Annotated in this window: 13 protein-coding genes; 6 read left to right on the top strand and 7 right to left on the bottom strand. The window is 69.9% G+C overall.

Translation table 11 applies throughout. The features are described 5' to 3' along the window. Nucleotides 1–14 precede the first annotated feature (14 nt). Together cysN and cysD are read right to left on the bottom strand one after the other, a co-directional pair. Entirely contained in the window at nucleotides 15–1,910 is a 1,896-nt protein-coding gene (gene cysN / locus ABC347_RS01700; RefSeq protein ID WP_413244057.1) for a sulfate adenylyltransferase subunit CysN, read from the bottom strand. A gap of 145 nt (nucleotides 1,911–2,055) precedes the next feature. Continuing rightward, on the bottom strand, nucleotides 2,056–2,970 hold the full coding sequence (gene cysD / locus ABC347_RS01695) for a sulfate adenylyltransferase subunit CysD (RefSeq protein WP_413244056.1): 915 nt from the start codon (nucleotides 2,968–2,970) through the stop codon (nucleotides 2,056–2,058). Nucleotides 2,971–3,087: 117 nt separating this feature from the next. Between cysD and dinB the strand changes: the two genes are divergently transcribed. Beyond that, on the top strand, nucleotides 3,088–4,167 hold the full coding sequence (gene dinB / locus ABC347_RS01690) for a DNA polymerase IV (protein ID WP_413244055.1): 1,080 nt from the start codon (nucleotides 3,088–3,090) through the stop codon (nucleotides 4,165–4,167). A gap of 106 nt (nucleotides 4,168–4,273) precedes the next feature. Here dinB and ABC347_RS01685 read toward each other — a convergent pair whose 3' ends face one another. After that, nucleotides 4,274–5,884 (bottom strand): GMC family oxidoreductase, encoded by a 1,611-nt coding sequence (locus ABC347_RS01685; protein WP_413244054.1) that lies wholly within the window; start codon nucleotides 5,882–5,884, stop codon nucleotides 4,274–4,276. After that, the gene (locus ABC347_RS01680; protein WP_413244053.1) at nucleotides 5,884–6,405 is read right to left on the bottom strand and encodes a VOC family protein; all 522 of its coding nucleotides are present in this window, start codon (nucleotides 6,403–6,405) and stop codon (nucleotides 5,884–5,886) included. Before ABC347_RS01680 ends, ABC347_RS01685 begins: the two co-directional genes overlap by 1 nt. Before the next feature lie 105 nt (nucleotides 6,406–6,510). On the opposite strand from ABC347_RS01680, the gene ABC347_RS01675 reads away from it, so the two are divergent. From ABC347_RS01675 to ABC347_RS01655, 5 genes are read left to right on the top strand one after another with little or no spacing between them, the layout of a single operon-like run. Next, nucleotides 6,511–7,458, top strand: coding sequence for a hypothetical protein (locus tag ABC347_RS01675; RefSeq protein ID WP_413244052.1), 948 nt, complete (start codon nucleotides 6,511–6,513; stop codon nucleotides 7,456–7,458). After that, on the top strand, nucleotides 7,455–8,333 hold the full coding sequence (locus ABC347_RS01670) for a HesA/MoeB/ThiF family protein (protein WP_413244051.1): 879 nt from the start codon (nucleotides 7,455–7,457) through the stop codon (nucleotides 8,331–8,333). The genes ABC347_RS01675 and ABC347_RS01670 overlap by 4 nt, the downstream gene beginning before the upstream one ends. After that, nucleotides 8,330–9,499, top strand: a complete 1,170-nt coding sequence (locus ABC347_RS01665; RefSeq protein WP_413244050.1) for a hypothetical protein — start codon at nucleotides 8,330–8,332, stop codon at nucleotides 9,497–9,499. The genes ABC347_RS01670 and ABC347_RS01665 overlap by 4 nt, the downstream gene beginning before the upstream one ends. Further along, on the top strand, nucleotides 9,496–10,581 hold the full coding sequence (locus ABC347_RS01660; protein WP_413244049.1) for a GNAT family N-acetyltransferase: 1,086 nt from the start codon (nucleotides 9,496–9,498) through the stop codon (nucleotides 10,579–10,581). The genes ABC347_RS01665 and ABC347_RS01660 overlap by 4 nt, the downstream gene beginning before the upstream one ends. Next, entirely contained in the window at nucleotides 10,578–11,561 is a 984-nt protein-coding gene (locus ABC347_RS01655) for a hypothetical protein (protein ID WP_413244048.1), read from the top strand. The genes ABC347_RS01660 and ABC347_RS01655 overlap by 4 nt, the downstream gene beginning before the upstream one ends. A gap of 22 nt (nucleotides 11,562–11,583) precedes the next feature. On the opposite strand, the gene ABC347_RS01650 is transcribed toward ABC347_RS01655, so the two are convergent. From ABC347_RS01650 to ABC347_RS01640, 3 genes are read right to left on the bottom strand one after another with little or no spacing between them, the layout of a single operon-like run. Beyond that, the gene (locus ABC347_RS01650) at nucleotides 11,584–13,227 is read right to left on the bottom strand and encodes a c-type cytochrome (protein WP_413244047.1); all 1,644 of its coding nucleotides are present in this window, start codon (nucleotides 13,225–13,227) and stop codon (nucleotides 11,584–11,586) included. Continuing rightward, entirely contained in the window at nucleotides 13,224–13,763 is a 540-nt protein-coding gene (gene mobA / locus ABC347_RS01645; protein WP_413244046.1) for a molybdenum cofactor guanylyltransferase, read from the bottom strand. The genes ABC347_RS01650 and mobA overlap by 4 nt, the downstream gene beginning before the upstream one ends. Then, entirely contained in the window at nucleotides 13,760–14,845 is a 1,086-nt protein-coding gene (locus tag ABC347_RS01640; RefSeq protein WP_413244045.1) for a winged helix-turn-helix domain-containing protein, read from the bottom strand. Before ABC347_RS01640 ends, mobA begins: the two co-directional genes overlap by 4 nt. Nucleotides 14,846–14,854 lie beyond the last annotated feature (9 nt).

Below are 14,854 nucleotides of genomic sequence, written 5' to 3'. Positions count from 1 at the left end.
CGCGTTGCCTTCGCTCACCCCAGCAGGCGCTCCACGATCAGGTCGGCGGCTTCCTCGGCGGTCAGCTTCGTCGTGTCGATGCGCAGTTCGGGGGCCTCGGGGTGTTCGTAGGGTGAATCGATGCCGGTGAAGTTCTTGAGCTGGCCGGCGCGGGCCTTGGCGTAGAGACCCTTCACGTCACGGCGTTCGGCCTCCGCCAGCGGGGTATCGATATGGACCTCGATGAACTCACCGGGGGCCATCATCCGGCGGACCATCTCGCGCTCGGCCCGGAACGGCGAAATGAAGGCGGTGACCACGATCAACCCGGCATCGGTCATCAGCCTAGCGACCTCGCCCACGCGGCGGATATTCTCGACGCGATCGGCATCGGTGAAGCCGAGATCCTTGTTGAGGCCGTGGCGGACATTATCGCCATCCAGCAGGAAGGTGTGGCGGTTCATGCGCGCCAGCTTGCGTTCGACGAGATTGGCGATGGTCGACTTGCCCGCGCCGGACAGGCCGGTGAGCCAAAGCACGGCCGGCTTCTGGTTCTTGAGCGCGGCATGATGCTCGCGCGTCACGTCGGTCGCCTGCCAGTGGACATTCTGCGCGCGGCGCAGGCTGAAATGGATCATGCCGGCGGCGACGGTGGCATTGCTGATCTTGTCGACCAGAATGAAGCCACCGAGCGCGCGACTCTCGCCATAGGGTTCGAACACCAGCGGGCGATCGGTAGACAGGTTGGCGACACCGATCGCGTTCAGCTCCAGCGTCTTGGCAGCAAGATGCTCCATCGTGTTGACGTTGACCTGATATTTCGGCTGCTGGACCGACGCGGTAACGGTCTGTGTGCCGAGCTTCAGCCAATAGGCGCGGCCCGGCAGCATCGGCTCGTCCGCCATCCAGACGATCGTCGCCTCGAACTGGTCGGCCGCCTGCGGCGGCGCATCGGCGGCCGCGATGACATCGCCGCGCGAGCAATCGACCTCGTCCGCCAGCGTGAGCGTGACCGACTGGCCGGCCTGCGCGACATCGAGATCGCCTTCATAGGTGACGATGCGTGCGACCGTGGTGCTGCGACCTGACGGCAGGATCCGGACCGGATCGCCGGGGCGGACGGTGCCGCCCGCGATCAGGCCGGAAAAGCCGCGAAAATCGAGATCGGGTCGGTTGACCCATTGCACCGGCAGCCGGAAGGGGCCGGCGGCCTCGCGCACGGCATCGACCTCGACCGTCTCGAGATGCTCGATCAGGGTCGGCCCCTCGTACCAGGGCGTCTCGGCCGAGCGGGTGGTGACGTTATCGCCCTTGAAGCCCGAGATCGGCATCGGCGTGAAGCCGGCAATGCCGATCTCGGCTGCGAACGCGGCATAATCGGCGACGATCGCATCATAGATGGCACGATCATAGCCGATCAGATCCATCTTGTTGACCGCCAGCACGATGTGGCGGACGCCGATCAGGTGGGCGAGATAGGAATGACGCCGGGTCTGGGTGAGGATGCCCTTGCGCGCATCGACCAGGATCACCGCGAGATCGGCCGTCGAGGCACCGGTGACCATGTTGCGGGTATATTGTTCGTGCCCGGGTGTATCGGCGACGATGAACTTGCGTTTGTCGGTCGAGAAGAAGCGATAGGCGACGTCGATCGTGATGCCCTGCTCGCGCTCGGCCGCCAGCCCATCGACCAGCAGCGCGAAATCGATCGCCTGGCCCTGGGTGCCGACGCGCCGGCTGTCGGCTTCGAGCGCGGCCAGCTGATCTTCGAAGATCATCTTCGAATCGTAGAGCAAGCGCCCGATCAGCGTGGATTTTCCATCGTCGACCGAACCGCAGGTGATGAACCGCAACAGCGTCTTGTGCTGATGCTGGGCGAGATAGGCGTCGATATCCTCGGCGATGAGGGCATCGGGGCTGTAGGCGGTCACCGGCTCCTCCCCGGCATGGAGAGAGGGACCGTCCGCAGGACGTTGAAGGGGGCGTGCGGCAGGCGGGGCGCTCGTGACGATCCCCCTCCACAACGCTTCGCGCGGTCCCCCTCCCCGTTCCGGGGAGGATCTTGCAGCGCGCCCATCAAAAATATCCCTCCTGCTTCTTCTTCTCCATGCCGGCGCCGCCCTCGTCCTTGTCGATGGCGCGGCCCTGGCGTTCGGAGGTGGTGGTCAGCAGCATTTCCTGGATGACGTCGCTGAGCGTCACCGCTTCGCTTTCGACCGCGCCGGTCAGCGGATAGCAGCCGAGCGTGCGGAAGCGGATCGAGCGATCGACCGGAACCTCGCCGGGAGCGAGCGGAAAACGGTCGTCATCGACCATCAGCAGCAGACCATCGCGCTCCACCGTCGGGCGCGGCGCGGCGAAATAGAGGGGCACGATCTCGATCCCCTCGAGCTGGATATATTGCCAGATGTCGAGTTCGGTCCAGTTGCTGATCGGGAAGGCGCGGATGCTTTCGCCCTTCGCCTTGCGGGCATTGTAGAGGTTCCAGAGCTCGGGGCGCTGGTTCTTGGGATCCCAGCGATGATTGGCCGAGCGGAAGCTGAACACGCGTTCCTTGGCGCGGCTCTTCTCCTCGTCGCGACGCGCGCCGCCGAACGCGGCATCGAAGCCATGCGCATCCAGCGCCTGCTTGAGCCCTTCGGTCTTCCACATGTCGGTGTGAAGCGCGCCGTGATCGAACGGGTTGATGCCGCGCGCCTGCGCTTCGGGGTTGTGGTGGACGATCAGGCGCATGCCGGCCTCGGCCGCGGCACGATCGCGCAGATCATACATCGCGCGGAACTTCCAGGTGGTGTCGACATGCAGCAGCGGGAATGGTGGCGGTGCGGGGAAGAAGGCCTTTTTCGCCAGATGCAGCATCACCGCCGAATCCTTGCCGACGCTGTAGAGCATCACCGGATTGAGCGTCTCGGCGACCACTTCGCGCAGGATGTGGATGCTTTCCGCCTCGAGGCGCTGGAGATGGGTGAGCGGGACGGGTGCGGCGGGCATGGCTGCGCGCTAAAGCCCAACTGCTGCGGCTCCAATCGCGAAAAGCTATGCGCTGGCCCAGCGAAGCTATCGCAGGCGCTGGAACGGAGCGCGAACGCGCGCTAGACGGGGGCCGCGATGGCCGATGCCCCTGCCCCACGCAAGATTATCCATGTCGACATGGACGCCTTCTTCGCGTCGGTCGAGCAGCGCGACGATCCGCGGCTGCGCGGGCGGCCGGTGGCGGTGGGCAGCCCGGAGCGGCGCGGCGTGGTGGCGGCGGCCAGCTACGAGGCGCGCGTGCACGGCGTGCGATCGGCGATGCCATCGGTGACGGCCGCGCGGCGCTGTGCGGAGCTTGTGTTCGTGCCGCCGCGGTTCGACGTGTACCGCGCGATATCGCAGCAGATCCGTGCGATCTTCGCCGATTACACCGCGCTCATCGAGCCGCTGTCGCTGGACGAGGCGTATCTGGACGTGAGCGAGGACCGGCGCGGGCTGGGGTCCGCACGCGCGATCGCCGAGGAGATCCGCGCGCGGATCAAGGCGGAAACCGGGCTGACCGCATCGGCCGGCGTTTCGTACAACAAGTTCATCGCCAAGCTGGCATCGGATCAGAACAAGCCGGACGGACTGTGCGTAATTCCGCCCGCGGCGGGGCCGGCATTCGTGGCGGGGCTGCCGGTGAGCCGATTCCACGGCGTAGGGCCGGTAACGGCGGCGCGGATGGCGCGGCTGGGGATCGAGACCGGCGCGGACCTGGCGGCGCGATCGCTGGAGGAACTGGCCCGCCATTTCGGCAGCCATGCCGCCTATCTGCACGGCGCCGCCCGCGGCATCGACGAGCGCCCGGTGCGGGCCGAACGGGCGACCAAATCGATCGGGGCGGAACGGACTTTCGACACCGACCTGACCGACCAGGCGGCGCTGATGGCGGCGCTGGCGCGCGTGACCGACGCCGCCTGGGAACGGATCGAGCGCCACCAGGCACGCGGGCGCACCGCGACGCTGAAGATCCGCTACGCCGATTTCCGCACGATCACGCGCGCAAGGTCGGTGGAGGGCCAGTTCGACACGCGCGCGCAGTTCGAGGCGGCGGGGGCCGGCCTGCTCGCGGCGCTGTTGCCGGCGGACCAAGGGATAAGGTTGATGGGGATGACGCTGTCGGGGATCGTGGAGGACGAGGGGCGGCCGGCACAGGGGGCGCTGGCGCTGTGAGGGGTCACCCGTCATCCCGGGCTTGACCCGGGAACCCGCTGCCTTTCGCGATCAGGAAGAAGAGGCTGGATCCCGGATCAAGTCCGGGATGACGGAGTGGCGCAACCTACCCCGCATCCTCCAGAATCATCGCGGCCGCCTTTTCGCCGATCATGATCGAGGGGGCGTTGGTGTTGCCGGCGGGGAGCGTGGGCATCACCGAGGCGTCCGCCACGCGCAGGCCTTGGACGCCGCGCACGCGCAGGCGCGGGTCGAGCGGATCGGACGGATCGCCGCCCATCGCGCAGCTGCCGACCGGATGAAGATTGGCGATCGCGGCGGCGCGCAGCCAGGCTTCGATCGCGGCATCGTCGTGCCGGTCCGCGCCGGGCGCGATCTCGCTGTGGATCCAGGGAGCGAGCGCGGGCTGGGCGGCGATCGTGCGGACGATCTTCACGGCGCTGACCATGGCATCGATATCGCGCCGGTCTTGGAAGAAATTCTGGCGGATCTCCGGATCGGCGAGCGGATCGGGCGATTTCAGCCGCACCGTGCCGCTGGCGACGGGGTTCAGATGCACCGGGCTCATCGTGAAGCCGGGAAAGGCGTGTGGCTTCATACCCGATTTCGTGCGGCTCTCGACCGTCCACATATTGGTGTTGATCTGCAGATTGGGCCGATCCTGCGCGGCATCGGTCTGCGTGAAGGCGCCCGCAAAGATGCCGTTGGCGGCCAGCGGGCCGCGCTTGAACAGCAGATAATCGATCCCCGCCTTCAGCTTCGCGAGCGGGCTGCGGGCAAGCTCGTTGATCGTGATCGGCTGCGTGCAGCGGAACATCAGCGAGGCATAGAAATGATCCTTGAGGCGATCGCCGACCGCGGGCCTGTCCGCGATGACCGGCACGCCCATCGCGCGCAAATGATCGGCCGGGCCGATCCCCGACAGCTGGAGCAGGTGCGGCGAGCCGAACGCGCCGCCGCAAACGATCACCTCGCGCGCGGCGCGAGCGGTGTGGAGGCCGGTGCGATCGCGATATTCGATGCCGACCGCGCGCGTGCCTTCGAACAGGATGCGGGTGGCGTGCGCGCCGGTTGCGACCTCGAGGTTCGGCCGGCGGCGCGCGGGCGCGAGATAGGCCTGCGACGTGTTGGCGCGGCGGCGGTTGCGCGTGGTCGTCTGGAAGAAGCCGGTGCCTTCCTGGCGCGCGCCGTTGAAATCGGGATTGTAGGGGATGCCGGCTTCCTGCGCGGCGGCCACGATCGCCTCCGCGATCGGCGAGCGGCCGGGCTGATCCGACACGGTGAGCGGGCCGCCGACGCCGTGATAGGCGTCCTCGCCGCGCTGCTGATCCTCCGCCTTGCGAAAAAAGGGCAGCACCTCGTCGTAGCTCCAGCCGGTGCAGCCCATCTGGCGCCAGAGATCATAATCGCGCGCGTTACCGCGGATATAGAGCATGCCGTTGATCGAGCTGGTGCCGCCCAGCACCTTGCCGCGCGGCTGATACATGCGGCGGCCGTTCAGTTCCGGCTCGGGCTCGCTTTCGAACATCCAGTTCACGCGCGGATTGGCGAACAGCATCGGATAGCCCATCGGCACCTTGATCCAGAAGGCGCTGTCTTCCGGCCCTGCTTCCAGCAGCAGCACGCGATACCGCCCCGATTCGCTGAGGCGTGCGGCCACGACGCAGCCGGCCGAGCCCGCGCCCGAGACGATATAGTCGAACGTCGCATCCGCCATCAGAATTGCCGGACCGGATCGCGCCCGTCCCAGCCATCCGCGGCATCGCGGACCCGGCCGAACGCTGCGTCAACCTGCAGGCAGGTCTCGACCAGTTCGATCACGCTGCCGCCCTGGGTGGAGGGCGGTCGCAGATAGGCGATGCGGGTGAGCGCGCTCTGGCCTTCGGTTTCGGGCACATAGCCCGCGGCCAGCGCGTCCGCGCGCTTGCCGTCGAAATCGTCGACCAGGATGCCGACATGATGCAGACCGCGCTGGCCGGCATCCAGGAAGTGATGATAGGTGGACGGCGCCGGGCCAGGCACGATGAGCTCGATCTGGAGATGACCGAGCTGGCCGAGCGCCACATCGGCGATGATCGCATCGTCATCAGTGGGCACACCATCGACCGTCAACGCGGCGAACCGGCGCGGCGGCAGCACGAAGAAGGGACCCGCACCGAACGCGTCCGTCCAATGCTTCATCGCTGGTTCGAGCGCATCGACCAGATAGCCGAGCTGGAAGATTGGTCCGAACGGCATCGCTCTCTCCTCGTTAGTGAGGATCGTTCGCTTAATTGCGGCGGCAGGGCAAGGGTCAATCACCCGCCTTGCCGCCGGCTGCGCGATCTGGTTTGCTGATCGACGATGGCGCTTCCCCTGCCCTTTCGTGCGCTGGCATCGGACCATCTTCACATCAGCTTCCGGCCAAGCGCGCGCTTTGCGGTGGAGATCGTGGAGCGGCCTGGCGCCTGGCTGCCGGCGGACGCGCTGGCAGCGCTGATCGCCGATTGCCGCGCGGTGGTGCGCGCATGCCTTGACGGGCGCGACCTGGATTACGGGCTGTTCGCGGATGACGGGCAGGCCTGGAGCCGCACCGTCATCACGCTGGTGCGCGATGCGGCGACCGGCCAGCCGATCGCGTTCAACGCGATGCCGCTGATCCCGGTCGACCAGGGCGCCGAGCGCATCCATGTGCTGCATCTGGGGCTGGTGATGGTGGACCCGGGCGCGCGCAGCGCGGGGCTGTCGTGGATCCTCTATGGGCTGACCTGTTTCCTGCTGTTCCTGCGCGGGCGGATGCGGCCGCTGTGGATCAGCAGCGTGACGCAGGTACCGGCCGTCGTCGGCATGGTGGCCGAGACGTTCGATCAGGTTTTTCCCGGCCAGCCGGGCACCCAGCCGAGCTTTGCCCACCGCCACATCGCGCGGCAGATCATGCGCGACCATCGCGATGCGTTCGGGGTGGGCGCGGATGCCGGCTTCGACGAGGAACGGCTGGTAATCACCAACGCGTACACCGGGGGTTCCGACAATCTGAAGAAGAGCCTGGACGTGGCCGCCAAGCATCGCGACCCGCGTTACAACGATTTCTGCGCGACGATGCTGGATTATCAGAGGGGAGACGATGTGCTGCAGATCGGCCAGATCAACTTGGGCACCGCCCGCCGCTTCCTGAGCGAGAGCGTGCCCAAGGGCGCGCTGCCGCGGCTGGGCGTGCAGATCGCGATGCTGGCGGTGCAGGCGGTGGTGGCACCGACCGCGCAGTGGCTGACGGCGGACCGTAGCCTCGGCCGGCTGAGGCCCGCGCGATGAGCGGCTTCGATTATGCCGAGATGACGACGCGCAACCGCGGCTTCGTGACCGAGGCGGAGCAGGCGCGGCTGCGCGCGGCGCATGTGTTCATCCCCGGCACCGGCGGGATGGGCGGCGCGGCGCTGATGGCGCTGGTGCGCGCCGGCGTGGGCCGCTTCACGATCGCCGATATCGACACGTTCGAAGTCTCGAACCTCAACCGGCAGCTGTTCGCGACGCTGGACACGGTGGGCCGGCCCAAGGCGGAAGCGGCGCGCGACGGTGCCCTGCGCATCAATCCCGAAGCCCGGATCGACCTGATGGGAGCGGAATGGACCGCCGCGCTGGACCGGGTGGCGGCCGGCGTGGACGTGATCGTGAACGGGATGGACGATGCCGCCGCCGGTGTGCACCTCTATCGCCGCGCCAAGGCGCATGGCCGCACCGTGATCGACGCCTATGCATCGCCCCTGCCCTCCGTCACCGTGGTAAAGCCGGGCGATCCGCGGCTGGAGGAGCGGCTGGGCTATCCGACCGTGGGCGTCGAATGGACGCGGATCGATGCCGCGATGAAGGCCGAATGCCTGGTCCGCGAGATCGAATATGTGCTGACCCATTCATCGAGCCACAAGCATGTCGATCTGGCGGTGGCGGCCGAGGTGGCGGCGGGCAAGCGGTCGCGCTTCTCCTTTTCGACGATGGTGACGATGGCGGGCACGCTGATGGCCGAGGAGGCGATCCGCGTGATCCTGGGCCGGCCGGGGGGCACCGACTGCCGCGGCTATTTCCTGAACACCCACGCGGTGCGTATCGAGCGGCCGCAGCCTGCGCCGATCGCGGCGGTGCGGCGGCTACTGGTAAGGCGCTTCCTGACGAAGATGATGGCCGCGGCATGAGCGACGCGCGGCTGGCGACCGACCTGCTGATCAACGCGATCGCGCTGGCGGCGGTGATCGCGGCGCTGGCGGCGCTGGCGGGCCCGCGACGGGGCGGATCGGCAGTCGCGGCGCGGCTGGCGACGCTTTACCGCGGGCTGGCGCTGCTGCTGGTGGCGCGGCTGATCGCCTGGCCGATGCCGGACACGATCGCCGCGGTGCCGCTGATGATGGTGGCGGCGTGGCTGCCGCTGCTGGCGCTGTGGCTGGCCGAGCATCTGGTGCGCCGCCATGCGCGCCGGCCGGTGAAGTGGCTGGCGCTGGGCGGGGCGATCGGCTTCTCTGTGGCCGCGCTGCTGATCGGGCCGTTCTGGGGCAGCGGCGTGCTGATCGCGCTTGCGCTGTTCCAGGCGGTGGCGACGGCGGCGGCGATCCTGCTGCTGGTGCGGCGCGAACCCGGTGACCTGGCCCCGGCCGAGGCGCGCGAGGCGAACGTGTTCGCGCTGGCGCTGCTGCTGGCGATCCCGCTGGCGGCGAGCGATTTCACCGCGATCCTGCCCGGGCTGCCGGTGCGCGGCGGCGCATTCGCGATCCTGCTGTTGGTGCTGGCGACGTCGCGCTTCGCCAATGGCGCGGGATCGGTGGCGATGCTGCTGGCGGATTGCACGCTGGTGCTTGCGGGCGGCGGGCTGGTGGCGGCGGGCGCGGCGCTGCTGCTGCCGGAGGCCACGATCGAGGCGCTGGCCCGGCTGGCGGCGATCGGCAGCGCGACCGCTGCGATGGTGCTGATCGCGCAGCGGCTGGGCGAGGCGCGGCTGCTGGCGCGCGCGCGGCCCTCGCTGATCGCGGCGATCGCGCGGCTGCCCGAGCCGGCGGACGCGGACCGGCTGATCGCGGCGCATCCGCTGCTGGCATCGGGCCGGCTGATCGAAGGCGCGGCGCTGGCGGCCTATGGCGGGGCGGCGGGGCGGATGGCCGAGCGGCGCGTGACCACGCAGCGATCGGCCCCGGCCGGCGAGGCGGGCGATGCCGCGCGCGACCTGCTGGCGGCGCAGGCGGCGAGCCATCTGGTGCGGCTGAGCCGCGATCCGCCGCGCTTCCTGGCGATCGCGGCGGGGGGCGCGGGCGGCGGCGAGGCGCTGGCCGACGAGCTCGACATGGTGGCGCGACTGGCGGCGCGGGCATGATCCGGCTGATTCAAGGGGATGCCGGGGCGTTCTTCGACGCGCCGTTCAACGCCTATCCGGCGGACAGCTTCTATGTCTCACCGATGCGGGCCGACGTGCTGCGGATGCTGGATCGGGCCAAAAACCCGCTGCTGGCGGGCGGCAATCCCCATGGCTTCTGGACCGCGCATCGCAACGGCAGGCCGATCGGGCGGATCATCGCGCTGGTGCACCGCGAGTCGAATACTCGGCACGGCACCAACCGCTGCCAGTTCGGCTTCTTCGACTGCGCGGACGACGGCGAGGCGGCGGCGGCGCTGCTGGGTGCGGCGGAGGCATTCGCGCGCGACCAGGGCTGCGACGAGATCATCGGGAATTTCAACCTGACCGCGATGCAGCAGGCGGGCGTGCAGACCGGCGGTTTCGGCAAGCCCGCCTTCACCGACATGATCGCGAACCCGCCGCACATTCCGCGCCTGCTCGAGGCGAACGGCTATGTCGCGACCTTTCCGATGACGACGTTCGAACTGGACGTGGCGGACGCGCCGAGCGTGCCGCGGCCGGTGCCCGCCGGCTATGCCTTCACGCCGATCGCCAAGGCCGATTTCGCGGCGCGGATGGAGGAAGCGCGCGCGGTGCTGAACGACGGGTTCGATCGCAACCCGATGTTCGTGCCGCTGACCGCGGAGGAATTCCGCTTCCAGGCCGGCGAGATGATGGCGATCCTCGATCCCCGCCTGTCGAGCGTGCTGACGCATGACGGGCGGCCGGTGGGCGTGATCGTGTGCATTCCCGACCTGAACGGATTCATGGCGGCGACCCGATCACGGATCAGCTGGCGGACGCCGTTCCAGTTTCTGCGTTATCGGCTGAACCGCAAGCGCGCCGTAATCATCTTCTATTCGGTGGCGCGAGCCGAACATGGCCGCGGGCTGATGGGGGCGATGCTGGCGCGTCTGATCGCGAACCTGCGCGACGGGGGATATACGAGGCTCGGCATCACCTGGATCGCCGACGGGAATGCCGCCAGCCTGCGCCAGATGGAACGGCTGGGCGCGAAGCCGCTGCACCGCACGCACCTGTTCGCCAAGGCGCTGGCATGATCGCGGTTGAGCTGATCCGCGCGCTGGTGGCGGAAGCGGCGCTAGCCCCAAGCGTGCACAATGTGCAGCCGGCGCGGTGGCGGTTCGCGGACGGCAACGTGACCCTGTTCGAGGATAGGGGGCGGCGGCTGCCGGCGGGCGATCCCGAGGGGCGCGACGCGGCAACCAGCCTGGGGGCGGCGGCCGAGGGGATGGCGATCGCCTGCGCGGGCCATGGCCTGACGCTGATCGACCGGGGGCCTGCGGGCGGCGCGCCGGAGGGCGATCTGCAGCCGGTGCGGGCGTTCGCGATCGAGCCTGGCGGCACGGCCGATCCGCTAGGTGCGTTCGTGGCCGGGAGGCGATCGTGGCGCGGCGCGTTCGAGTCGCCGACCGAGGCGGACCGGACGGCCGCGCGCGGGCTGGCGGGCGAGGATGCGATCGTGGTGGCCGATGCGGACGGCATTGCGGCCATCGCCGTGCTGGCCGATCCGGCGAGCCTGGGCTTCCTGCGCGACACCGGTTTTCGCGCGGAACTGCGCAGCTGGATGCGGCTGTCGCGGCGCGATCCGCGCTGGGCGCGCGACGGGCTGAACGCCGAGGCAATGGCGATGTCGCGGATCGAGGCGATCGGCGCGGGGCTGGTGCTGGGCCCGCTGTTCCGGCCGCTCGATGCGATCGGGCTGGCCGCGCCGCTGACCGGCGAGGCGGCGACGATTCGCGGATCGGCGGCCGTGCTGCTGTTCCACCGCCCGGCGGGGAAAGCGCGGTTCGACAGCGGGCGCGCCTTCCATCGGCTGTGGCTGCGCGTGACGGCGGCGGGTCTGGATGGGGCGGTGATGGCGGCGCTGGCCGACGATGCGGCCTGCGCGGCGGCGCTGGCGGCGCGGTTCGGCGTGCCGGCGGGGCGCACGCTGATCAGCACGATGCGGATCGGGCGGGCCCCGGCTGGCGCGGCCTATCCGCGTGCGCGGCTGGCGGTGGAGGAGCTGCTGGTGTGACGCCCCTCCCGTAATCGGAGGCTTACAGCAGCTTCAGATATTCGATCAGTTGGCGCTTTTCGATCGCGGACAGGTCGCTGCCGTGATCATGCCCGCCCGCCCCCTTGCCGGGCAGGCGGGTATCGATCCAAGCGGGGGTGGACCAGGGGCGATAGCCGGGCGGATAGTCGCCCGCCGGGGTGAGGCGCAGGCCGACCGCAGCGAAATCCAGCGCATGGCCGCCGACCTTGAAACGAACCGGCCGCGCCGCGGGGTCGAGCAGCGCGGCGAGCGTCGGCACCGAACCGTTGTGGAGATAGGGCGCGCTCGCCCAGAGGCCGGTGAGCGGGGGCGCGGCATAGCGGCCGGTCGACGCCGGCGCGACCTTGTCGCGATAGGGCGAGGCGGCGACTGCGGCGGCGAGCCGGGCATCGAGCAGGCGGGCACGCAAGGGATCGGTACCTACCAGCCCGATCCAGTTCGGGAAGCGCAGCAGCCTTGGCGCATCCAGCGACCCATCATAGGCGCCGTGGCAGGCGGCGCAGCGGCCGGCATAGAGAGTGCGGCCGGCGGCGGCGGCGGCGCGATCGATCGGGCCGGGGAAGCGCTGCGGGCGATAGCGGGCGAGGAAGGCGGTGACGTCGCGCGCGGCGGGCAGGCTGTCGATCGCGCGATCGGGATGGACGCCCATGCTGGGCACGGTGAAGAAGGTCGTGATCGCCGCCTGCGCGTTGGCATGGGCGGGGGTGAGATCGGCGGCGGTGGTGGGCGCGTTGCGCGGCCGGCCGGGCACGGCATAGGCACCGTCCGCCAGCAGGCTGCTGCGCCAGTTGCGATTGCCCACATCGGGAATCGAGACGAACCCCACCTCCCCCGCCCCGCCGCCGGCCAGCGGCACGCCCAGCGCCAGCTTGAGCGCGGCGATGCCGTTGGTGCTGCCGGGGGTGCCGTTCGGGAAAGGCAGCGGCCGATCCTGCCCGGCCAGCGCCGCCAGCCGATCGGCCACGCGTGGCAGGACCAGATGCCGCAGCGCCAGCCGCTCGCCCGTGCCCATATCGGGGAACAGCGTGGCGGCGGCGGCCAGCAGCCGATCAGGATCGCGCGTCTGTCGGCGCATCGCGCGGAAGACAGCTTGCGTATAGGCTTCGAGATCGAGCGAGCTGTTGGGCGTGCCGAGCCAGGCGCGCGCCGGATCAGGAGTGCCGTCCGCACGCCACATCACGCCGGCATGGCAGGCCGCGCAGCCGAGATTGGCGACGCGCACCGGCAGCCCGCGCACCAGCGGCAGATCGCCATGGGTGAAGCCGAGCGGCAGCGTGGAGCGGATCGCGGGCACGCCGGCGGGCCAGTTGCCGATGGCGGCGGGCGACAGGAAGCCGAACCGGGCCATGGTGGCGGCAAGCGCGGCGGGATCGAGCCGGACGGCGGGATCAGCATCGCGCGCATCGAGCAGGAGCGCCGCCGCGACCAGCCGCCAGGGCACCGCATGGCTTTCAAGCGCGGCGAGCGACAGCCCGCCGAAATCGGCACCGTAGAAGGCGATCGCCCCGCGCTGCACCGGATCGAGCGGGCGCCCCTCGGTGCCCGCCAGCAGGGCGGAGGACACGCGATCCGGCCCCTTCAGCGCGAATGCGGCGAGCGCGAGGAGCCCCGCCACGAGCGCGATCCAGGCGGCGGCGCGCTTCATGCCGGCCAGCGCTGCGCCAGCGCGGCGAGATCGGCCGGCGTGTTGATGTTGGGCAGCGTGCCCGGCGCGGCATCGATGCGGCGGGCGGCGACGCGATCGGCAAAGGCGCGGATCGCGCGGCTGCCGTCGGCCGCCAGCAGATGATCGAGATCCTGGCCCAGCGATGCCGGCCACCAGCCGATCAGCGGATGGCCGGCGACGATTGCGGCATCCGGCCCGACCAGGCGATCGACCAGCCCGTGCGGCAGCACCGGCATGTCGCAACCGGTGGCGATCACGCCATCGAACCCGTTCGCGCCGGCATGATGCAGCGCCGCCGCCAGCCCGCCGAGCGGCCCGAGGCCCGGTGCGGGACGATCGGGCAGGCTGGCGACCCCCGGCCAGTCCCGCCCGCAGACGACCAGCGCCTCGACATGCGGGGCAAGCGCGGCCAGCGCATGATCGATCAACGCGCGCCCGGCCAGCAGCGTCCGGGCCTTGTCGCTGCCGAAGCGACTGGACCGCCCGCCGGCCAGCACTGCGCCCAGCCGCTTCATGCCGCCACCGCCACGCCGCCATCCAGGCCGAGCCAGGCCGCCATTCGTTCGAGTTCGACGCCCAGCCGATCGCGCGTCTCGGGCGGGGCGCCGGGTTCGAGGTGGATCGCGCGGGCCAGCAGCCGCCCGCCCTGGCGATCGGCCTTCAGATCGACGCGTGCGACCAGCGCCTCATCGAGCAGGAAGGGCAGCACATAATAGCCATGCTGGCGGCGATCGGCGGGCACATAGATCTCGATCCGGTAGCGGAAGCCGAACAGCCGCTCGGCCCGATCACGATGCCAGACGAGCGGATCGAACGGGGCCAGCAAAGCGGCGGTGCGGATTCGGCGCGGGCGGCGGGCTTCGCGGTGCACCCACGCGCGCGGCCAGCCTGGCACCGATGCCGGCAGCAGCGCGCCTTCCTCCGCCAGCCGATCGATCGCGGCGCGCGTGTCGTCAGGACGCAGCCGGAAATAGTCGCGCAGTTCGATTTCGGTGGCGATGCCGAGCGCGCGGGCGGCGCGATCCACCAGCGCGGCGCGCGCATCGGCGGGATCGGGCGTGGGCAGCGCACGGATCGCGGCGGGGATCACACGTTCGGGCAGATCATAGACGCGCTCGAAACTGCCGCGGCGGGTGGCGGTGGTCAGGTGGCCCGCCCAGAACAGCCATTCGAGCGCAGCCTTCGTCTCGCCCCAGCCCCACCAGCCGCCCGCCCCTTTCGGTCCATCGAAATCGGAAGCGGCCATCGGGCCGGTGTCGCGCACCCGATCGAGCAACGCCAGCGCTTCCGCCCGGCGTTCGGTGGCGAAGCGGCGCATCTTGGCCCAGCCGGCCTGCCCGCGATCCGCCTCCGCCATCCGCCAGCGCAGCAGCGGGTGCATCTCCAGTGGAAGCAGCGAGGCTTCATGCGCCCAATATTCGAACAGCCGGCGTTCGCGGCGCGCACCCCAGGCCGCGCGATCGAGCAGGCCGCGATCATAGCTGCCGAGCCGCGAGAAGGCAGGCAGATAATGGGCGCGAACCAGAACATTGACGCTGTCGATCTGGTGCAGGCCGAGCCGATCGACCGTGCGCCGCAGCTGGAGCGGCCCAACCATAGCGGGCGC

This window comes from Sphingomonas canaveralia (assembly GCF_047238125.1).
Lineage (GTDB): Bacteria > Pseudomonadota > Alphaproteobacteria > Sphingomonadales > Sphingomonadaceae > JBDFMH01.
The sequence above is the reverse complement of the archived record's forward strand: the minus strand, read 5'-3'. Positions and strand labels throughout refer to the sequence as shown.